This is a genomic window from Isoptericola sp. NPDC055063, from assembly GCF_053608125.1.
Map to the genome: position 1 here is coordinate 211,255 of NZ_JBSGUW010000007.1, position 20,591 is coordinate 231,845.

Sequence of the window (20,591 nt, forward strand, 5' to 3'; positions counted from 1 at the left end):
GCGCTCACGCGACCTCCCGCCCGCGCAGGAGGACCAGCTCCGCGGACACCCCGGGGCCGAACGCCATGAGCACCGCCCAGCCCCCGGGCGGCGGCGCGCCGTCGTCGAGCGTTCCGGCCAGCACGTGCAGCACGGACGACGACGAGAGGTTGCCCTGCGCCGCGAGGGTCGCGCGGGTGCGGGCCAGCGCCGCCTCGTCGAGCCCCAGCGCGTCGCGGACGGCGTCGACGATCTTGGGGCCGCCCGCGTGCACCACCCAGGTCCCGACGTCGGCCACCTGCAGGTCGTGCGCGGCGAGGAGGTCCTTGACGTCGCCGGCGAGGTGCGCACGCAACAGCTGGGGCAGCTCCGCCGACAGCACGATGCCGAAGCCGCTGTCCCGCACGTCCCAGCCGAGCTGGTCCTCGGTGCCGGCGTACAGCCGGCTGCGGGTCGCCACGACCTCGGGCACCGGCCGGCCGGCCGGGACCGCGACGTCCTCGCCCCCGACGACCACCGCGCTCGCGCCGTCGCCGAACAGGCCCGAGGACACGAGGTTGGCGGTCGACGCGTCGTCCCGCTGGAACGTCAGCGAGCACAGCTCCACCGAGACCAGCAGCGCCGTGGCCTCCGGGCGCCCGCGCAGGTACTCGTCCAGCAGGCCGAGGCCCGCCGCGCCGCCCGAGCACCCCAGCCCGAACGACGGCACCCGCCGCACGTCCGCCCGCAGCCCGAGCCGACCCACGAGGGAGGCGTCGATCGACGGCGCACCGATCCCGGTCACCGACGTGAAGAACAGGAGGTCCACGTCCCGCGGGTCGACGTGCGCGGCCGCGAGCGCCGTGCGCGCGGCCCGCTCCGCCAGGTCGGTGCCCTCGCGCACGAAGTGCGCGTTGGCCTGCGCGAAGGACGTCGGCCCGGCGTACGCGGGCAGCGGGAGCGCGAGGTGCCGGGTGCGCACGCCCGACGACGCGTGGAGCCGACGCGCGACGGCGCGGCGCGTCTCGTCCGCCGCGAGCAGGGGCAGCACGACGTCGTCGATCCGCTCCTGCGGGTGCGCCGGGCCGGGCAGGACGGGTGCGACGGCCAGGACTCGCGACATGGGGGCATCGTGGCACCGGCCGGCCTCGCCCGCTCGGGCGCGTGCCCGCCACCTGCCGGGACGGCGGGGCCGCGCTACGTTCCGCACATGACGGTCGGGGGTGCGGCGCGGTGGCGCGGGCTCGTCGTCGCCGCGCACGCGCCCCCCGCGGCCGTGGTGACGCTGCTCGGCCTCGGGCTGGCGCTCGGCGCCGGGGCTGCGCTGCCGCGCGCACTGCTGGTCACCGCGGCGGTCGCCGCGGGGCAGCTCTCCGTCGGGTGGAGCAACGACTGGCTGGACGCCGCGCGGGACGCCCGCGTCGGGCGCCGCGACAAGCCCACGGTGACCGGCGCCGTCTCCCCCGCGACGCTGCGTGCCGCGGCCGTCGGCGCGCTGGCGGCGTGCACGCTGCTCTCCCTGGCGACGGGGCTGCGGCCCGGGCTGCTGCACCTGGCCGCCGTCGCGAGCGCGTGGGCGTACAACGCCGGGCTCAAGTCGACCGTGGTGTCGTGGCTGCCCTACGCGGTCTCGTTCGGCCTGCTGCCCGCCTTCGTCGTGCTCGCGGCCGGACGGCCCGCCGTCCCCGCCTGGCTGGTCGGCGCGGGGGCCCTGCTCGGGGTGGGCGCCCACGTGGCCAACGTGCTGCCCGACCTGGAGGACGACCACGCGACCGGTGTCCGCGGGCTGCCCCACCGCCTGGGCCGGCGCGCCTCCAGCGTGCTGGCGCCGGTGGCGCTCGCCGCGGGCAGCGTCGTCGCGCTCGTCGGGCCCGGCGCGCCCGGCCCGACGGCGGTGGCCCTCACCGGCGCGGCCGCGGTCGTCGCCGTCGCGGCCGGCGTGGTCGGCGTGGTGCGACCGCGCAGCCGGGCGCCGTTCCTCCTGAGCATGGCCGTCGCGGTGGTGTGCCTGGGGCAGCTCGTGCTCGCGGTGTCGCTCTGACGACGGCCTGTGGACGCAGCGCCCGGAGACCGGGGCGCCGCCCCTAGCATGCTCCGATGCCCTCGACCCTGGACCGCGCCCGGCGCGAGCTCGCCCCGGTCCGCCGCGCCGCCGGCGTGGGCGCCGTCCCGGCCGTGGCCTGGGCCGTGTGGGCGAGCGGCCCGGGCTGGGCCACGCCCGCGTTCCTCGTCCTGGCCTGTGCCGGCGTCGCCCTGGCGGTGGTCGACCTGCGCACCCACCGGCTGCCCGACGCCTTCACCCTGCCCGCGACCGCCCTCGTCATGGTGCTGCTCGGGGTCGCCGCCCTCGCCACCGGCGACGGACGGGCCCTGTTCCGTGCCCTCGCGGGCGGGCTCGTGCTCGGCGCGGCGTACCTGCTGCTGCACCTGGTCCACCGGGCCGGGATGGGGCTCGGGGACGTCAAGCTCGCCGTGCTGCTCGGCGTCGCGACCGGCTGGGCCGGCTGGTCCACCTGGGCCGCAGCCGCCCTGCTCCCGTTCCTGCTCGGCGGGCTCGCCGCGCTGGCGCTGCTCGTCACCCGCCGCGCGTCGCGGACGACGCCGATCGCGTTCGGCCCCTTCATGCTGGCCGGCGCGGCGATCGCGCTCACGGCCGCGCGCCTCGCCTGAGCGCGGCCCGGGGCGGGCGGGCCGACCGGGCAGCGGGCGAGGCCGACGACGAAGCGACGAGGGTGCGCCTCGGCGGCGTCGTGACCGTCAGGCGGCGCGGTCTGCGAGGGTCCCCGCGAAGTCGGCGAGCGCCTGCTTGACGGGCCCGTCGGGCAGCGGAGCCAGCTCGGCCGCGGCGTCGTGCGCCCCGCGGACGGCGAGGGCGCGGGTCTCGGCGAGCACGTCGTGGGCGCGCAGGTCGGCGACGACGGCGGCCAGCGCCGCGTCGTCCGACAGGTCCCCGTCCAGCCGCGCGAGAAGGGCGGTGTCAGCCTCGGTGCCCCGGCCGTCCGCGACCCGCTGGCGCAGCAGCAGGACCGGCATGGTGGGCACGTGCTCGCGCAGGTCGGTGCCGGGCGTCTTGCCGGACTCGTCGCCGCTGGAGGCGATGTCGAGCACGTCGTCGGCGAGCTGGAACGCGACGCCGACCTTCTCCCCGTACGCCGCGACGGCGTCCAGCACCTCGGGCGGGCAGCCGCCGAACATGGCGCCCAGCCGGGCCGACGTCGCGAGCAGCGAGGCCGTCTTGTCGCTGAGCACCTGCAGGTAGTGCTCGACCGGGTCCTCGCCGTCGCGCGGGCCCATGGTCTCGTGGAGCTGGCCGAGGCACATGCGCTCGAACGTCGCCGACTGCAGCAGCACGGCCTCGGGGCCCAGGCCGGCGACGAGCGCCGACGCCCGGGCGAAGAGCAGGTCCCCCACGAGGATCGCCACCGAGTTGCCCCACACCGTGTGCACGGCGGGCGCCCCGCGGCGCAAGGGCGCGGAGTCCATGACGTCGTCGTGGTACAGCGACGCCACCTGGGTGAGCTCCACGACCACGGCCGCGTCCACGAGCTCCGGTCGCGTGCCGTCACCCAGCTCGCCGGTGAGCAGCGTCAGCAGCGGGCGGAACCTCTTGCCGCCCGCCGCGACGAGGTGTCGGGACGCGTCGTCGGCCAGGGCGTCGGACGAGGCCACGGCCGCGTCCAGCGCCGCGTCGACCAGCGTCATCCGCGCGGCGAGCCGGTCGGCGAGCGCGGGGTCGGACAGCGGGATCGCCGGCGGCGGCGAGGGCGGCGTGTGCCCCGGCCGGGAGGCCGGTGCGGAAGGTGCGCGAGTCACTGTCCGAACCTATCCGTCCCCGGCCTGGAACACCGCACCGAAACCGCCCGTCGGACGCGTCGCGTCGCTCACCTCCCGGCGGCGGGTCGGTCCGAGGTCTGCTGTTCCAGGAGCCACTGGTCGTACTGCTCCCACGCGGCCTCGCGCTGCTGCCCCTCGAACCACAGCGCGAAGAAGAACAGCCCGGCGGCGACGAACATCGCCGCCACGATCCAGAGGGACGGTACGAGCAGGTCGCGCATCCGGTGGATCTTCTCGTCCGGGATGAAGAGCCGGCGCCCGCCCAGGGACCAGAACGTGAAGAAGAGCGCGATGGCGACCAGGACGATCGCCGTGATCGTGGCGAAGGCGCCCGGGCCGTCCAGCGGCGGCGTCATCCGCGCACCACCGGGTGCAGCGAGAGCACGACGATGTCCATCCCCCTCGTTCACGGCCGTCCCCGTGTCCGGCACCCGGAGGAACGATAGGGCCAGGGCGCGGCGGCGCCGAGGGAAGTCCTCCCCTCGCTCCGCCGGCCCGTCCCGTCACGGCCGGAACTGGGCCGCCTGGCCGACGAGGTCCAGCGCCCCGGCCGGCAGGATGCCGAGCAGCAGCACGCCGACCGCGCAGACCGCGATCGCGAACGCCGCCGGCCCGCGCGAGCCGACCACCGTCACGACCGTGCGCGAGACCAGCGTCCGGGTGGCCGCGCCGGTGAGCGTGGCCGTCCCGCCGCCGGTGGTCCCGGTCGCCGGTCCGCCCTCGGCGTCCGAGGTCGAACCTGCCGTCGACCCTGCCGCCACGTCGGCGTCGCGCCCGGGCGCCGGGGTCAGCACCATGAGCACGATGACCCGCACGTAGAAGAACACGGCCACCGCCGAGGCGAGGACGCCGAGCAGCGCGAGCGGCCAGGCCCCCGCCTCCACCGCGGCGGAGAACACGCCGAACTTGGCCACGAACCCGGCGGTGAGCGGGATCCCCGCCATCGACAGCAGGAACAGCGAGAACGCCGCGGTCAGCCAGGGCGCCTTGTGGCCGAGCCCGGCCCACTGCGCCAGCCGCGTGGCCTCGCCGAGCACGACGCCGTCGTCCGGCACGGGCCCGTCGCCCGGTGTCTCGTCGCCGGTCACCGTCCGCTCGCGCACCAGCGTGACGACGGCGAACGCGCCGATCGTGGCCAGGCCGTACGCGAGCAGGTAGAACAGGACGGCCCGGGAGCCGGCCTCGTCCATCCCGACCAGCCCGACCACGAGGAACCCGGCGTGTGCGATCGACGAGTACGCGAGCATCCGCTTGACGTCCGTCTGCACGGCTCCGGCGACGGTGCCGACCAGCATCGTGAGGATCGCGACCGCCCACAGGGCGACGTCGAGGTCGTGCCGGAACTCGGGCGTGAGGCCGTTCGCGACCGTGAACAGCACCCGCACGAGCGCGCCGATCGCCGCCGCCTTGGTGCACGCCGCCATGAAGCCGGTGATGGGCGTCGGGGCGCCCTGGTACACGTCGGGCGTCCACGCGTGGAAAGGCGCCGCGCCGATCTTGAAGAGCAGGCCGCTGAGGACCAGCAGCAGGCCCACCACCACGAGCGCCGGCATCGTGCCGAGCGGCGACGTCGCCGGGTCGGCGAGCACCGCCACGACCTCCTCCAGGCGCACCGTGCCGGCGAAGCCGTAGACGAGCGCCACGCCGAAGATGAACAGCGCGGAGGCGAACGCGCCGAGCACGAAGTACTTGAACGCCGCCTCCTGGCTGAGCAGGCGACGGCGCCGCGCCGTCGCGCACAGCACGTACAGCGGCAGCGAGAGCACCTCGAGCGCCACGAACATCACGATGAGGTCGTCCGTGGCGGGGAACAGCAGCATGCCGCCCGTCGCGAAGAGGATCAGCGGGAAGATCTCGGTCTGCTGCAGGCCCGCCCGACGGGTCTCGTCCTCGTACGCGGTGCCGGGCACGGCCGCGGCCGACGGGGCGAACGCGTCCTGGCCGGTGGTGGTGCGCTCCGCGACGACCAGCACGCCCAGCACGGCGCAGATCCCGACGACGGCCTGGACGCCGAGGCCGAACGGCGTGAGCAGGTACGACCCACCGACCACCGACACCGCGCCGTCCTGCACCCGGTCCCACAGCAGGCCCACCGCCACCAGCGACCCGACCAGGGCCAGCAGGGTCAGCGTGAGCTGCGTGGCCCGGCGCGCGCGGGCGGGCACGAACGCCTCCAGCAGGACGCCGAGGACGCCGGCCGCCAGCACGATCAGCACCGGGGAGACGGCCGCCCAGTCGATGGGCGGTGCGACGAAGTCGTTCACAGCTGGCTCCCCTCGGTGACGGCCGACGCGCCGGCGGCGTCCTCGGCCGACGACTGGACCACGGGCGGCGGGTCGGTCTCCCCGACCTGCTGGACGGCGACCCCGCCCGGTGCGCGGACGTAGTCGAGCACCGGACCGGGCACGAGCCCGAGCACCAGGAGCGCGCCGACGAGCACGCCGGCCACCGTCTTCTCCCGGCCGTCGAGGTCGCGTGCGGTCTGGAGCTCCGGCGTCGTCGCGCCGGTGAACATGCGCTGGTACGTGAGCAGCACGTACACGGCGGCGAGGACGACGGCGGGCACGGCCACGAGCACCGCGGCGGGCCAGCGCGAGTACGACCCGAGGAACACCATGATCTCGGAGACGAAGGTCGCGAGGCCGGGCAGCGACGCGGCGGACAGGCCCGCCACGAGGAACGTGCCGCCCAGGATCGGCGCCACCTTGCGCAGGCCGCCGTAGTCGCCGATGAGCTGGCTCTGGCGCGGGTGCCGGGCGATCGCGAACCCGGCGATGAGGAACAGCGCGCCGGTGGAGATGCCGTGGTTGAGCATCATGAGGCCGGAGCCCGCGGTGCCCAGCGACGTGAACGTGAAGATGCCCAGGATGATGAAGCCGAAGTGGGACACCGACGTGTAGCCGATGAGGCGCAGCACGTCGCTCTGCCCGATGGCGAGGATCGCGCCGTACAGGATCGAGACCACCGCGAGCACGACGACGAACGGCGCCGCCCACCGGCTGGCCGCGGGGAACAGCGGCAGGCACAGGGTCAGCATCCCGAAGGTGCCCACCTTGTCGAGCACGCAGATGAGCAGCGTGGACGTGCCGGGCGTGGCGTTCTGGGTGACGTCGGGCAGCCACGAGTGCACCGGGAACATGGGCGCCTTGATCGCGAACGCGAGGAAGAAGGCGCAGAACATCAGCTTCTCGGCCGTCGGGTCGAGCGTCAGTCCGGTGAGGTTGTCGGTGAGGAAGGTCGCGGGGCCGCGGTCGGCCGCGGGCACCTGCAGGTAGAGCGCGATGACGCCCACCAGCATGACGAGGCCGCCCGCCAGGGAGAACAGCAGGAACTTCACCGCGGCGTACCGGCGCTGCGGCCCCTGCCCGAACCCGCCGATGAGGAAGTACGCCGGGATCAGCATGGCCTCGAAGACCACGTAGAAGAGGAACACGTCGCGCGCCGCGAAGACCGTCACCATGAACGCCTCGAGGACCAGCACGGTGGCGAGGTAGCGGCGCAGCCGCGCGTGGTCGCCGCCCTGCTCCTTCCACGCGGCGAGGATCACCAGCGGCACGAGGCCCACCGACAGCGCCACGAGCAGCAGGCCCACGCCGTCGACCCCGACCGCGTAGCTGGCCCCGAGCGCCGGGATCCAGGAGTGCGTCTCGGTGAGCTGGTGGGTGCCGGCGTCGCCGGTGTCGAAGGCGGCGAACGCCCCGACCAGCAGCGCCACCTCGACGAGCGCGCCGACCAGCGCGACCGTGCGCGCCGTGCCCGCGCCGAACCTCCCCGCCCCGGTGACCGCGCCCGCGGCCGGGCGTCCGCGCCCCACGCCGGTGAGGGCCGTGGCTGCCGCCGCGACCAGGGGCCACACGATGAGGACCGTGAGCCAGGGGAACCCTGTGGACATCGTCATCCCTTCGTTCACCGTCCGATCAGCTCGCCAGCGCCCACACGACGATCCCCACAACCCCGAGGCCGCCGAGCATCGTCGCCGCGTACGAGCGCACGTAGCCGTTCTGCAGCCGGCGCAGCCGTGCGCCGAACCGCCCGATCCCGCCGGCCAGCCCCAGCCAGCCGCCGTCCACCGCCGCGCGGTCCAGGTACACGAGCGAGCGCGTCAGGTACTGCCCCGGGCGCATGACGACCGACTCGTTGACGTCGTCCTGGTGCAGGTCGACCCGGGCGGCGCGCACCAGCGCGGGCGCCGGCGGCGGCTCCACCGGGACCGCGGCCATCGCGTACTGCCGGAAGGCGAGCAGCGCGCCGACTACCACCAGCAGCAGGGTGAGCGTCATGAGCAGCCATACCGGGAGCACCGGCTCGTGGTGCGCCGCCTCCCCGGTGACGGGCTCCAGCCAGGTGACGAACCGGTCGCCCGCCGCCAGGATGCCGCCGAGGGCCACCGACCCCACGGCCAGCACGATCATCGGCCACGTCATCAGCCGCGGGGACTCGTGCGGGTGCCGCACCGGGGCGCCGTCGTCGCCCGGCCCGCCGTCGCTCCAGCGCCGACGGCCCAGGAACGTCATGAAGAACAGTCGCGACATGTAGTACGCGGTGATCCCCGCGCCGAGCAGCGCCGCGGTCCCGAAGACCCACGGCCGCCAGCCCTCGCCGACGAACGCCGCCTCGATGATCTTGTCCTTGGAGAAGAAGCCGGAGAACGGCGGAACGCCCAGGATGGCGAGCCAGCCCAGGCCCATCGTGATCGCCGTGACCGGCAGCAGCCGGGCCAGCCCGCCGAAACGACGCATGTTCACGTCGTCGTCCATCGCGTGCATCACGGACCCGGCCCCGAGGAACAGGCCGGCCTTGAAGAAGCCGTGGGTCAGCAGGTGGAAGATCGCGAACGCGTAGCCCACCGGTCCCAGCCCCGCGGCGAGCATCATGTACCCGATCTGCGACATCGTCGACGCCGCGAGGGCCTTCTTGATGTCGTCCTTCGCGCAGCCGACGATCGCCCCGAACAGCAGCGTGAGGGCGCCGACGACGGCGATGACGAGCTGCGCGTCGGGCGCCACCTCGAGGATCGGGCCGGAGCGCACCAGCAGGTAGACGCCCGCGGTCACCATCGTGGCCGCGTGGATGAGCGCCGACACGGGCGTCGGGCCGGCCATCGCGTCCCCGAGCCAGGCCTGCAGCGGCAGCTGCGCGGACTTGCCGCACGCCGCCAGCAGGAGCATGAGACCGACGGCCGTCATCATCCCCTGGCCGGCGGCCGTCGCCCCCTCGCCGGCCGCGGGGAGCACGGTGGCGAAGTCGACGGCGCCGAACGTGGCGAGCATGAGCATCATCGCGACGATGAGCCCCATGTCGCCCACGCGGTTCATGACGAACGCCTTCTTCCCCGCGACCGCGTTCTCCCGCTTGCCGTCCCAGAAACCGATGAGCAGGAACGACGCCAGGCCCACGCCCTCCCAGCCCACGAAGAGCAGCAGGTAGGAGTCCGCGAGCACGAGCAGCAGCATCGCCGCGACGAACAGGTTGAGGTACCCGAAGAAGCGGCGCCGGTCGACGTCGTGGTCCATGTAGGCCACCGAGTAGACGTGGATGAGCGTGCCGACGAACGTCACGAGCATCACGAACGTCATCGACAGCGGGTCCACCTGGAACCCGACGTCCACGTGCAGCGGCCCGGTCTCGATCCAGGTGCCCACGGTGTGGGTGCCCACGCGCTGGTCGGCGGGCGTGCCCAGCATGTCGAGCAGCATCACCAGCCCCACGACGAACGTCGCGGCGCTGGCGAGCACGCCCAGCCAGTGGCCCCACCGGTCGCTGCGGCGCCCGGCGAGCAGCAGCACGAGGGCGCCGGCCATCGGGGTCGCGACCAGCCAGGGGGCGAGGGAGAGAGTCTGCATCGTCGGAGGCCTCTCAGCTCTGCAGCAGGTTGACGTCGTCGACCGAGGCCGACCGGCGGGAGCGGAAGATCGTGATGATGATCGCGAGCCCCACCACGACCTCGGCGGCGGCGACCACCATCACGAAGAAGGCGAGCACCTGGCCCGTCACGTCGCCGTGGATGCGCGCGAACGTCACGAACGCGAGGTTGGTGGCGTTGAGCATCAGCTCCACGCCCATGAACACCACGATGGCGTTGCGCCGCAGCAGCACCGTCGTCGCGCCGATCGCGAACAGGATCGCGGCCAGCCCCAGGTAGTTGGTGATCTCCATCAGCGCAACTCCCCGTCCTCGTCGTCCGCCTCGGCCGAACCGTCCCGGTCGGCCGTGCCCGTCGCGACCGGGTCACCGGCCTGCTCGACCGCGGTGCCAGGCTCCGGCCCGACGCCGATGAGGCGCAGGTCGTCGCGCGGCACGAGCGTGTCCTCCTCGGACAGCACCGCCGTCGCCGACCGCTCCTGGCCGCGGATGCGCAGCACCCGGGGCACCGAGTGCGGCAGCGGCGCGCCGTCGGGCCCGAGGGCCGGCGTGTCCATCGCGTTGTTCTGCGCGTAGACGCCCGGCGCGGGGAGCGGCGTGAGCGTGCGCCCCTGCTCGATGCCGGCGACCCGCGCCGCGGCGAGCACCCGCTGGGTGGGCCGCACGCTGAGCCGGCGCCGGTGCGTGAGCACCAGGCCCGCGAGGGCCGCGGTGACCAGCAGGACGCCGACCACCTCCATGGCCAGCACGTAGTCGCCGAGCAGCACCCGGGCGAGCGCCACGGGGTTGGTGACCGCGTTGGCCTCGGCCAGCCCGACCGCGGGCGGGAAGCTCGCCTGCGCGATCACGCCGAGGAGCACCACGGCGAGCCCGAGCCCGAACAGCACCCCGACCCACCGCTGTCCCTTGATCGTCTCGGTCAGGGAGTCGGCGGCGTCGACGCCCACCAGCATCAGCACGAAGAGGAAGAGCATCATGACGGCGCCGGTGTACACGACCACCTGCACGACGCCGAGGAACGGCGCCTCCTGCGCGACGTAGAGGATCGCCAGGCCGACCATCACGAACATCACGCAGACCGCGGCGTGCACCGCCTTGCGGGCGAAGAGCAGCCCGAGCGCGGCGAGCACCATGAGCGGCGCGAGCACCCAGAAGAGCGCGGCCTCCGCGCCCGACGCGGTCACGAGCGGTCCTCGGCGGCGTCGGAGGTCGGCAGCGTCGCGACGTGCCCGCCCTCCGCGGCCTGCCGGGTCGCGACGGCCGCCTTGGTGGCGCTGCCGCGCAGCCGGTGCCGGCGGGGCGTCGGAGGCGGGGCGTCGCCGTGGACGACACGCGCGGCGGCGTCCAGGGTCGGGTCGTCGGGCCGGTGCTCGCGCACCCAGTCCACCTGCTCGGCCGTGGGCGCGGTGACCTCGCCCCGGTAGTACTCCGTGTCCGTGGTGCCCTCGACCATCGGGTGCGGTGCGGCGAGCATGCCCTCGGCGAGCGGGGCGAGGAGGTCCTGCTTCTCGTAGATCATCCCCGCGCGGTCGGGCCCGGCCAGCTCGTAGTCGTTGGTCATCGTCAGCGCCCGGGTGGGGCACGCCTCGATGCACAGCCCGCAGAAGATGCAGCGCAGGTAGTTGATCTGGTAGACGCGGCCGTACCGCTCGCCGGGCGACATGTGCTCGCCGTCGGGCAGGTCGGCGTTGTCCGCGCCCTCCACGTAGATCGCGTCCGCCGGGCAGGCCCACGCGCACAGCTCGCAGCCGATGCACTTCTCCAGCCCGTCGGCGTACCGGTTGAGCTGGTGGCGGCCGTGGTAGCGGCGCTGCGGCGGCGTCTTCGTGCGCGGGTACTGCTCCGTCACGGTGGGCCGGAACATGGAGGAGAACGTCACGCCGAACCCGGCCACCGGGGCGAACAGGTCGCCCAGCGGCCCCTTGCTCGGGCGCAGCGGCTCGTACGGCTTGTCGGTCATCGCGTCTCCTCGGATCGGTCGACGGCGGAGGCGGCGGCCGGGACGTCGGCGGCCTGCGGGACGTGCCGGCGGGCGCGGGGCGACGGCGGCAGGGACTGGCCCGGCATCGGCGGCACGGGGAAGCCGTCGGCGAAGGCGTCGAACTCCCCGGCGGGCCGGCGGGCGCCGCCCGGTGGCCCGCCGGGAGCGGCGGCGCCGGACGGCTTGCGCTCGGGCCACAACCACAGCAGCCCGACGACGACCACGGCCGCGACGGCCACGCCGGTGATGAGCTGCGTGCGCGTGATGCCAGCGAGACCCAGGTACTGGAAGACGGAGAGCACCACGACCCAGCACAGCGCGACCGGGATGAGCACCTTCCAGCCGAACGACATGAACTGGTCGTAGCGCAGCCGCAGCAGGGTGCCGCGGACCCACACGAACACGAACATGACGAGCCAGAGCTTGACCAGGAACCACAGCACCGGCCACCAGCCGGTGTTGAACATCCCGTCGTTGATCGCCGACAGCGGCCACGGCGCGCGCCACCCGCCGAGGAACAGGGTGGTCGCGACGGCGGAGACGTTGAGCATGTTGATGTACTCCGCCAGGAAGAACCAGGCGAACTTCATCGAGCTGTACTCGGTCATGTAGCCGGAGACGAGCTCCCCCTCGGCCTCGGGCAGGTCGAACGGGAGGCGGTTGGTCTCGCCGATCATCGAGATGACGTAGACGACGAACGCGGGCAGCAGCGGCAGGAACCACCAGACGCCCGCCTGCGACGCGACGATCTGCGACGTCGACATCGAGCCGGCCATGATGAACACGCTGACCAGGGAGAGCCCCATCGCCAGCTCGTAGGAGATGACCTGGGCGGTGGAGCGCACGGCGCCCAGCAGCGGGTACGTGGAGCCGGAGGACCAGCCGCCCAGCACGATGCCGTAGACGCCCATCGACGCGCAGGCCAGGACGTAGAGGATCGCGACCGGGAAGTCGGTGAGCTGCGCGGGCGTCGAGTAGTCGGTGAACGGGATCGTCACCTCGGGGCCGAACGGGATGACCGCGAAGACCAGCAGCGCGCAGAACACGGAGATCATCGGCGCCAGCAGGTACACGACCCGGTCGGCGCGGGTGACGTTCACGTCCTCCTTGAGCAGCAGCTTCATCGCGTCCGCGAGCGACTGGAGCAGGCCGAACGGGCCGTGCCAGTTGGGTCCGGGGCGCACCTGCATGCGCGCCACGACCTTCCGCTCGAACCAGATCGCGAAGAGCACGCTCGTCAGCAGGAAGACGACGATGAGCACGGCCTTGATGAGCGAGACCCACAGCCAGTCGTTGCTGAAGTCGGCGGCGACTCCGGGGATCATGCGGCCCCTCCCTGTTCGTCGGTCGAGCCGGCCGGGGCGCCCGCGCCGACCGGCTCGGCGGGCGGCCCGATGCGCACGAGGTCGCCGGGGGCCGCGCCGAGCGTGTCGTGCACGCGGCAGCCGCGCGACGCGAGCGGCAGCCAGACCACGTGGTCGACCATCTCGGTGATCGCGACGGGGACCGTGAGCGAGCCGCGGTCGGTCGCGACGGTCACCCGGTCGCCGTCGTACACGTCGACGGCGGCCGCGGTGGCGGCGGACATCCGCGCCACGGGCCGCTTGGCCGTGCCGGCGAGGAACTGCTCCCCGTCCTGCAGGGCGCCGTCGTCGAGCAGCAGGTGCCAGCTCGCCAGGACGGCGGCGCCGGCGGGGACCTCGGGCGGCTCCACGGGCTCCGGCGCGGGGGCCGGGACCCGGGCGCCGCCCCAGGCGGGCAGCGCCGCGATCGCCCGGTGGGCGTCGTAGGGCGTCGCCGCGCCGAGCGCGACCCCGGCCTGCGCGGCGAGCGCGTCGAGCACCCGGTGGTCGGGCAGCGCGGCGGACTCCAGCGCCTGGCCGAAGGCGCGGACGCGCCCCTCCCAGCTCCAGTACGACCCGGCCCGCTCGGCCGGTGGGGCGACGGGGAGGACGACGTCCGCGAGCTCGGTCACCTCCGAGCGCCGCACCTCCAGCGAGACCACGAAGCCCGCGGAACCGAGGGCGGTCCGCGCGTGCGCGGGGTCGGGCAGGTCGGCGAGCTCGACGCCCCCGACGAGCGCGCCGCCGAGCTGCCCGACGGACAGCGCGTCGAGGATCTCCGAGACGTCGCGACCGGGCGCGGCCGGCAGGGCATCGGCGTCGACGCCCCAGGCCGCGGCCACCTCGGCGCGGGCCGCGGGGTCGGTGACCGGGCGCCCGCCGGGCAGCAGCCCCGGCAGCAGCCCGGCCTCCAGACCGCCGCGCTCCCCCGCGCGGCGAGGGATCCAGGCGAGCCGTGCGCCGGTGGTCTCGGCGAGCCGCAGGGCCGCGCCGTACGCCCCGGGCGACGACGCGAGCCGCTCGCCGACGAGGATCAGCGCGCCGGGGGCGGCGAGACCCTCGGCGACGGCGCCCAGCGTCGCGGCGTCGGAGTCGGCGGGCACGAGTCCGCCGCCGGCGCGGGTGGCGAGGATGCCGAGCCATTCCGCCTCGGTGCCCGGGGCGGCGGGCAGCAGCGTGCCGTCCAGGCGGGCGAGCCCGCGGCTGGCGAACGGCGCCACGGACCAGACCTTGGTCCCGTGGGCGCGCACGGCCTTGCGCAGCCGCAGGAAGGTGATGCCGGCCTCCTCCTCGGCCTCGAGCCCCGCCAGCAGCACCGCCGGGGCGGCCTCCACGTCGCCGAAGGTCACCCCCAGACCGGTGCCGGCCACCGCGTGCCCGAGGAACGCCGTCTCCTCCGCGGAGCCCACACGGGCGCGCTGGTCGACGTCGTCCGTGCCGAGCACCGTGCGGGCGTAGCGCGACCAGGCGAAGGCGTCCTCGACGGTGAGGCGGCCGCCCGGCAGCACCCCCACGCCGCCGGCGGCCCGCGCCGCGGCGAGGCCCTCGGCCGCCAGCTCGAACGCCTCGACCCACGACGCCGGCCGCAGCTCCCCGCGGGAGACGACCGCGCCGTCGGCGTCGAGCTCCCGGTCCCGCACCAGGGGGACCGTGAGGCGGTCGGGCGCGGCCTGCCAGGTGAAGGCGAACCGGTCCTTGTCGGTGATCCACTCCTCGTTGACCGCCGGGTCCTCCCCCGACAGCCGGCGCAGCACGACGCCCCGCCGGTGGTCGACGCGGATCGCGGCGCCGCAGGAGTCGTGCTCGGAGATCCCCGGCGTCGAGACGAGGTCGAACGGCCGGGAGCGGAACCGGTAGGCGGCGCCGGTCAGCGCGCCCACCGGGCAGATCTGCACGGTGTTGCCGGAGAAGTACGACGCGAACGGCTGGCCGCCGGCCGTGGCCGCCGCCGAGCCGAACGTGGCCTCGGCGGGCTCCCCCTGCGGCGGCGCGAAGTCCAGCACCGTCTCGTCGAAGCGGCCGATCTGCTGGTGCGCGCCGCGCTCCTGCAGGGCGATGAAGGCGTCGCCCGCGATCTCGTCGCTGAACCGGGTGCAGCGCTGGCACAGCACGCAGCGCTCGCGGTCGAGCAGGATCTCGGTGGAGACGGCGATCGGCTTGGGGAACGTGCGCTTGACGTCCTCGAACCGGGACTCGGCGCGGCCGTTGCTCATCGCCTGGTTCTGCAGCGGGCACTCGCCGCCCTTGTCGCACACCGGGCAGTCCAGCGGGTGGTTCATGAGCAGCAGCTCCATGACCCCGTGCTGCGCCTTGTCGGCGACGGCGGACGTGCGCTGCGTCTTGACGACCATGCCCGGCGTCACCGTCATCGTGCAGGAGGCCTGCGGCTTCGGCATGGGTCGCACGTTGCCCTCACGGTCGGGCATCGCGACCTCGACCAGGCACTGGCGGCACGCGCCCGCCGGCTCCAGCAGGGGGTGGTCGCAGAACCGGGGAATCTGGATGCCCACCTGCTCGGCCGCGCGGATGATCAGCGTGCCCTTCGGCACGGTGACCTCGACCTCGTCGATGGTGAGAGTCACCGTCTCGACCGGAGGTGCGGCCGGCTTGCCGGTGTTGTCGACGGTCGCCGTCATCAGTGACCTCCCGCCCCGGCGAGCGCCGGCGTCTGCTTGGGGGTGTACGGGAACAGTGCGCTGGCGCTCGGGTCGAAGGGGCAGCCGTGGCCGTCGATGTGCGCCTGGTACTCGTCGCGGAACAGCTGGATGCTCGACGTCACCGGGGACGTCGCGCCGTCGCCGAGGGCGCAGAACGCGCGCCCGAGGATGTTGTCGCACAGGTCGAGCAGCAGGTCGACGTCGCGCTCCTCGCCCTGGCCCGCCTCGATGCGGTGCAGCACCTGCTTGAGCCAGTAGGTGCCCTCGCGGCACGGGGTGCACTTGCCGCACGACTCGTGCGCGTAGAAGTCCGTCCACCGGCTGACCGCCCGCACGACGCACGTCGTCTCGTCGAAGAGCTGCAGTGCGCGGGTGCCGAGCATCGACCCGGCCGCGCCCACCGACTCGTAGTCGAGCGGGGTGTCGAGGTGGTCGGCGGTGAACAGCGGCGTCGACGAGCCTCCGGGCGTCCAGAACTTCAGCTGGTGCCCGGCGCGGATGCCGCCGGCCTGGTCGAGCAGCTCCCGCAGCGTGATGCCCAGCGGCGCCTCGTACTGGCCCGGCCGCGTCACGTGCCCGGACAGCGAGAACAGCCCGTGCCCCTGCGACCGCTCGGTGCCCATGCCGGCGAACCAGTCCGCGCCGCGGGCGACGATGCCCGGCACCGACGCGATCGACTCGACGTTGTTCACCACCGTGGGCCGCGCGTACAGGCCCGCGACGGCGGGGAACGGCGGCTTGAGGCGCGGCTGGCCGCGCTTGCCCTCGAGGGAGTCGAGCAGCGCCGTCTCCTCGCCGCAGATGTACGCGCCGGCCCCGGCGTGCACGGTGACCTCCAGGTCGAAGCCGGAGCCGAGCACGTCCTTGCCGAGGAACCCCGCGTCGTACGCCTCCTGCACCGCGGCCATCAGCCGCCGGTACACGTGCAGCACCTCGCCGCGCACGTAGACGAACGCGTGGTGGCAGCCGATCGCGTAGCTCGTGATCGCGATGCCCTCCACCAGGTGCTGCGGGCTGGCGAGCATCAGCGGGATGTCCTTGCACGTGCCCGGCTCGGACTCGTCCGCGTTGACCACGAGGTAGCGCGGGCCGCCGTCCGGCGGGGGCAGGAAGCCCCACTTCATCCCGGTCGGGAACCCGGCGCCGCCGCGGCCGCGCAGGCCCGAGTCCTTGACCGTCTGCACGAGGTCGCCCGGCTCCATCGTCAGCGCCTTGCGCAGCCCGGCGTACCCGCCGGCCGCCTCGTAGGCGGCGAGCTTCCACGACCGCTCCGCGTCCCACGTGTCCGTGAGCACCGGCATGAGCTCAGTCATCGCTGCCCTCCTTCGGCTCGACGTCCTCGGAGGTCGTCGGCTTGCGCTCCGCGCTCGACTGCTCCCCGCCCGTCTCCGGCGGTACTTCGGCCTGGTCGGGCCTGCCGGCCGACGAGCCGTCCGAGGAGGGGGCGGGGGAATCCTCGTCGCCGGGCTGGTCGGGCCTGGCGGGAGCCGAGGGAGGAACGACCGAGGCGGATGGCGCGCCCGGCGACGAGGAATCCCCCGCCCCCTCCGCCCCAGCACCGTCGACGGCGGCCGCCGCGCGCGCCAGCCGCAGACCGGCGAGCGAAGGCTCCCCCGCCCCGACGCCCTCGTCCGCGCGACCGTCGGTGAACCCCGCCAGCACGCGGCTCATCTGCTTGAAGCCGCACACCGACGACGCGCCGCGCGTCGGCGCGACCTCCTGCCCGGCGCGCAACCGGTCCGTGAGGTCCGTGGCCGACTCCGGCGTCTGGTTGTCGAAGAACTCCCAGTTGACCATCACGACCGGCGCGTAGTCGCAGGCGGCGTTGCACTCGACGCGCTCCAGCGTGATCGCGCCGTCCTCGGTGGTCTCGTCGTGCCCGACGCCGAGGTGCTCGCTCAGCTCGTCGAAGATGGCGTCCCCGCCCATGACCGCGCACAACGTGTTGGTGCACACGCCCACGGTGTAGGTGCCGTTGGGGTGCCGCTTGTACTGCGTGTAGAAGGTGGCCACGGCGCTCACCTCCGCGGGCGTCAGCTCCAGCTGCTCGGAGCAGAACATGATCCCGTCGCGGCTCACGTACCCGTCCACCGACTGCACCAGGTGCAGCATCGGCAGCAGGCCGGAGCGCGGGTCCGGGTAGCGCGCCTTGATCGCGGCGGCGTCGGCGGTGAGCGACGCCAGCGTGTCGGCGTCGTACCGGGCCTGCGAGCGCGCGCTCGTGGGTTCTGCCGTCATCGGTCGACCCCTCCCAGCACCGGGTCCAGGGACGCGACGGCGACGACGACGTCGGCCACCTGGCCGCCCTCGCACATCACCGACACGGCCTGGAGGTTGTTGAACGACGGGTCGCGGAAGTGCGCCCGGTACGGCTTGGTGCCGCCGTCGGACACGGCGTGCACGCCGAGCTCGCCGCGCGGGTGCTCCACGGTCTGCCACGTCTGCCCGGCCGGGACGCCGAAGCCCTCGGTGACGAGCTTGAAGTGGTGGATCAGCGCCTCCATCGAGGTGCCCATGATCTGGCGGATGTGGTCGAGCGAGTTGCCCTGGCCGTCCGCGCCGACCGCGAGCTGCGCCGGCCACGCGATCTTCTTGTCCGCCACCATGACGGGGGCGCCGGCGGTGTCCTCGAGCCGCGTGAGGCACTGCTCCACGATCCGCAGCGACTGGTAGCACTCCTCCAGCCGCAGCACGACGCGGGAGTAGCAGTCGGCGTCGGTCGACGTCGGCACGTCGAAGTCGTACGTCTCGTAGCCCGAGTAGGGGAACGCCTTGCGCACGTCGTAGGGCAGACCCGTGGAGCGCAGCACCGGCCCGGTGATGCCGAGGGCCATGCACCCGGCGAGGTTGAGCACCCCCACGTCGGTGAGCCGCGCCTTGAAGATCGGGTTGGCGAGCATGAGGTCACCGAGCTGGCCGAGGTACATGCGGATCTTGGGCAGGGCGGCGCGCACCTGGTCCTCGAACCCCTCGGGCACGTCCTGGGCGACGCCGCCCGGCCGCACGTAGGCGTGGTTCATGCGCAGGCCCGTGACGGCCTCGAACAGCCGCAGGATCTCCTCGCGGGCCGTGAACCCGATGGTCATGACCGTGGTCGCGCCCATCTCGTTGCCGCCCGTGCCGAGGCACACGAGGTGGGAGGCCACCCGGTTGAGCTCCATCATCAGCACGCGGATGATCGACGCCCGCTCGGGCACGTCGTCCGTGATCCCCAGCAGCTTCTCCGTGGCGAGGCAGTAGGCCGACTCCTGGAAGAGCGGCGCCAGGTAGTCCATCCGGGTGCAGAACGTGGTGCCCTGCGTCCAGGTGCGGAACTCCATGTTCTTCTCGATGCCGGTGTGCAGGTAGCCGATGCCGCAGCGGGCCTCGGTGACCGTCTCGCCGTCGATCTCGAGCATGAGGCGCAGCACGCCGTGGGTGGACGGGTGCTGCGGGCCCATGTTGACGACGATGCGCTCCTCGCCCACGGCCTCGCGGGCGATCTCGTCCCAGTCGCCGCCCGACGCCTCGAACCCGGGGACGCCCGGGTCGAACTCGTCGGTCGGCGCCTTGGTGGCGGTGAAGGTTCCAGACGTCACGAGTACTGCCTCCTCGTGTCCGGCGGCGGCACCGTGGCGCCCTTGTACTCCACGGGGATGCCGCCGAGCGGGTAGTCCTTGCGCTGCGGGTGCCCGGGCCAGTCGTCCGGCATCTCGATGCGCGCCAGGCCCGGGTGGCCGTCGAAGACGATGCCGAAGAAGTCCCAGGTCTCGCGCTCGTGCCAGTCGTTGGTGGGGTACACCCCGGTGGTCGAGGGGATGTGCGGGTCGGCGTCCGGCACCGACACCTCGAGGCGGATGCGACGCCCGTGCGTCACGGAGGTCAGGTGGTAGACGGCGTGCAGCTCGCGGCCCTCGTCCTGCGGGTAGTGCACGCCCGAGACGCCGAGGCTGAGCTCGAACCGCAGGTCCTGGTCGTCGCGCAGCGCCCGGCAGACGGCCACGAGGTGCTCGCGCGCCACGTGCAGCGTCAGCTCGGCGTGCGGGCTCGGCGGGTCGGTCTGCGGGTCGACCGACACCCGCTCCACCGCGTCCTCGAACGCGACCCCGGCCGCGCCGAGCACCTCCGCGAGCACGTCGACGGCCTCGTCGAACCAGCCGCCGTAGGGGCGCGTCGCCGGGCCCGACAGCGCCACGGTCCGGACCAGCCCGCCGTACCCCGACGTGTCTCCCGAGCCGCGCACCCCGAACATGCCCTGGCGCACCTCGACGACCTCGGGCCCCCGACCGTCCTGCGCCGGCTCGCCGCCGGCGACGACCTCCCCCGTCATCGCAGCAGCCCCTTGAGCTCGAACGTGGGCGTGGCCTCGAGGGCCGCCGCCTCCGCGGCCGCGGCCGCCTCGCGGCGGTTCACGCCCAGCGGGGAGTCCTGGATGTGCTGGTGCAGCGCGAGGATCGCGTTGATGAGCATCTCCGGGCGCGGCGGGCAGCCGGGCAGGTACACGTCGACCGGCACGATGTGGTCGACGCCCTGCACGATCGCGTAGTTGTTGAACATGCCGCCGCTGGACGCGCACACGCCCATGGACAGCACCCACTTGGGCTCGCTCATCTGGTCGTAGACCTGCCGCACCACCGGGGCCATCTTCTGGCTCACCCGGCCCGCGACGATCATGAGGTCCGCCTGCCGCGGCGACGCCCGGAAGACCTCCATGCCGAACCGCGACAGGTCGAACCGCGACGCGCCGGCCGCCATCATCTCGATGGCGCAGCACGCCAGTCCGAACGTCACCGGCCACACGGACGCCTTGCGCAGGTAGCCCGCCAGGTCCTCGATCGTCGTCAGCAGGAAGCCCGACGGAGCCTCTTCCAGGCCCATGACCCCTCCCCTTCGTGAGCATCGGTGCCGGATCGTGCCGGCATCGTCGCCGTCCGTAGTGCCGTGTCGTTCTGGGTCGTGCAGGTCGTGCAGGTCGTG

Annotated in this window: 18 protein-coding genes; 2 read left to right on the plus strand and 16 right to left on the minus strand. The window is 73.9% G+C overall.

Going from position 1 to position 20,591, the window contains the following annotated elements; translation table 11 throughout:
* Nucleotides 1-4: 4 nt before the first annotated feature.
* Nucleotides 5-1,081, minus strand: a complete 1,077-nt coding sequence (locus ACWF41_RS10785) for a type III polyketide synthase (protein WP_380315356.1) — start codon at nt 1,079-1,081, stop codon at nt 5-7.
* An 87-nt stretch (nt 1,082-1,168) separates the two neighbouring features.
* Here ACWF41_RS10785 and ACWF41_RS10790 point away from each other — a divergent pair, with 87 nt between their 5' ends.
* The gene (locus ACWF41_RS10790; protein ID WP_380315353.1) at nt 1,169-1,999 is read left to right on the plus strand and encodes a UbiA family prenyltransferase; all 831 of its coding nucleotides are present in this window, start codon (nt 1,169-1,171) and stop codon (nt 1,997-1,999) included.
* A gap of 56 nt (nt 2,000-2,055) precedes the next feature.
* Nucleotides 2,056-2,628 carry a prepilin peptidase gene (locus ACWF41_RS10795; RefSeq protein WP_380315350.1) on the plus strand — a complete coding sequence of 191 codons (573 nt, stop codon included), beginning with the start codon at nt 2,056-2,058 and terminating at the stop codon, nt 2,626-2,628.
* Between the two features lie 87 nt (nt 2,629-2,715).
* On the opposite strand, the gene ACWF41_RS10800 is transcribed toward ACWF41_RS10795, so the two are convergent.
* The 15 genes from ACWF41_RS10800 to ACWF41_RS10870 all read right to left on the minus strand — a co-directional run bounded on the left by ACWF41_RS10800 (nt 2,716) and on the right by ACWF41_RS10870 (nt 20,492).
* The gene (locus ACWF41_RS10800; protein WP_380315438.1) at nt 2,716-3,660 is read right to left on the minus strand and encodes a polyprenyl synthetase family protein; all 945 of its coding nucleotides are present in this window, start codon (nt 3,658-3,660) and stop codon (nt 2,716-2,718) included.
* Between the two features lie 179 nt (nt 3,661-3,839).
* Nucleotides 3,840-4,148, minus strand: a complete 309-nt coding sequence (locus ACWF41_RS10805; protein WP_380315347.1) for a hypothetical protein — start codon at nt 4,146-4,148, stop codon at nt 3,840-3,842.
* Between the two features lie 147 nt (nt 4,149-4,295).
* Nucleotides 4,296-6,056, minus strand: coding sequence for an NADH-quinone oxidoreductase subunit NuoN (nuoN, locus tag ACWF41_RS10810; protein WP_380315344.1), 1,761 nt, complete (start codon nt 6,054-6,056; stop codon nt 4,296-4,298).
* Nucleotides 6,053-7,684 (minus strand): NADH-quinone oxidoreductase subunit M, encoded by a 1,632-nt coding sequence (locus tag ACWF41_RS10815; protein ID WP_380315435.1) that lies wholly within the window; start codon nt 7,682-7,684, stop codon nt 6,053-6,055. The genes nuoN and ACWF41_RS10815 overlap by 4 nt, the downstream gene beginning before the upstream one ends.
* 25 nt (nt 7,685-7,709) lie before the next feature.
* Nucleotides 7,710-9,635 (minus strand): NADH-quinone oxidoreductase subunit L, encoded by a 1,926-nt coding sequence (gene nuoL, locus ACWF41_RS10820; protein WP_380315341.1) that lies wholly within the window; start codon nt 9,633-9,635, stop codon nt 7,710-7,712.
* Between the two features lie 13 nt (nt 9,636-9,648).
* Entirely contained in the window at nt 9,649-9,948 is a 300-nt protein-coding gene (gene nuoK, locus ACWF41_RS10825) for an NADH-quinone oxidoreductase subunit NuoK (RefSeq protein ID WP_380241969.1), read from the minus strand.
* Nucleotides 9,948-10,838, minus strand: coding sequence for an NADH-quinone oxidoreductase subunit J (locus tag ACWF41_RS10830; protein ID WP_380315338.1), 891 nt, complete (start codon nt 10,836-10,838; stop codon nt 9,948-9,950). Before ACWF41_RS10830 ends, nuoK begins: the two co-directional genes overlap by 1 nt.
* Complete coding sequence (gene nuoI / locus ACWF41_RS10835; RefSeq protein WP_380315335.1) at nt 10,835-11,614, minus strand: NADH-quinone oxidoreductase subunit NuoI; 780 nt, start codon at nt 11,612-11,614, stop codon at nt 10,835-10,837. The genes ACWF41_RS10830 and nuoI overlap by 4 nt, the downstream gene beginning before the upstream one ends.
* Nucleotides 11,611-12,960, minus strand: a complete 1,350-nt coding sequence (gene nuoH / locus ACWF41_RS10840; RefSeq protein ID WP_380315332.1) for an NADH-quinone oxidoreductase subunit NuoH — start codon at nt 12,958-12,960, stop codon at nt 11,611-11,613. The genes nuoI and nuoH overlap by 4 nt, the downstream gene beginning before the upstream one ends.
* Nucleotides 12,957-15,614: an NADH-quinone oxidoreductase subunit G gene (locus tag ACWF41_RS10845; protein WP_380315329.1), complete on the minus strand. Its 2,658-nt coding sequence runs from the start codon at nt 15,612-15,614 to the stop codon at nt 12,957-12,959. The genes nuoH and ACWF41_RS10845 overlap by 4 nt, the downstream gene beginning before the upstream one ends.
* Nucleotides 15,614-16,948 carry an NADH-quinone oxidoreductase subunit NuoF gene (gene nuoF / locus ACWF41_RS10850; protein ID WP_380315326.1) on the minus strand — a complete coding sequence of 445 codons (1,335 nt, stop codon included), beginning with the start codon at nt 16,946-16,948 and terminating at the stop codon, nt 15,614-15,616. Before nuoF ends, ACWF41_RS10845 begins: the two co-directional genes overlap by 1 nt.
* On the minus strand, nt 16,941-17,873 hold the full coding sequence (nuoE, locus tag ACWF41_RS10855; protein WP_380315323.1) for an NADH-quinone oxidoreductase subunit NuoE: 933 nt from the start codon (nt 17,871-17,873) through the stop codon (nt 16,941-16,943). The genes nuoF and nuoE overlap by 8 nt, the downstream gene beginning before the upstream one ends.
* Nucleotides 17,870-19,213 carry an NADH-quinone oxidoreductase subunit D gene (locus ACWF41_RS10860; protein ID WP_380315321.1) on the minus strand — a complete coding sequence of 448 codons (1,344 nt, stop codon included), beginning with the start codon at nt 19,211-19,213 and terminating at the stop codon, nt 17,870-17,872. Before ACWF41_RS10860 ends, nuoE begins: the two co-directional genes overlap by 4 nt.
* Nucleotides 19,210-19,944 carry an NADH-quinone oxidoreductase subunit C gene (locus ACWF41_RS10865; RefSeq protein WP_380315318.1) on the minus strand — a complete coding sequence of 245 codons (735 nt, stop codon included), beginning with the start codon at nt 19,942-19,944 and terminating at the stop codon, nt 19,210-19,212. Before ACWF41_RS10865 ends, ACWF41_RS10860 begins: the two co-directional genes overlap by 4 nt.
* The gene (locus ACWF41_RS10870; protein ID WP_380245150.1) at nt 19,941-20,492 is read right to left on the minus strand and encodes a NuoB/complex I 20 kDa subunit family protein; all 552 of its coding nucleotides are present in this window, start codon (nt 20,490-20,492) and stop codon (nt 19,941-19,943) included. Before ACWF41_RS10870 ends, ACWF41_RS10865 begins: the two co-directional genes overlap by 4 nt.
* Nucleotides 20,493-20,591 lie beyond the last annotated feature (99 nt).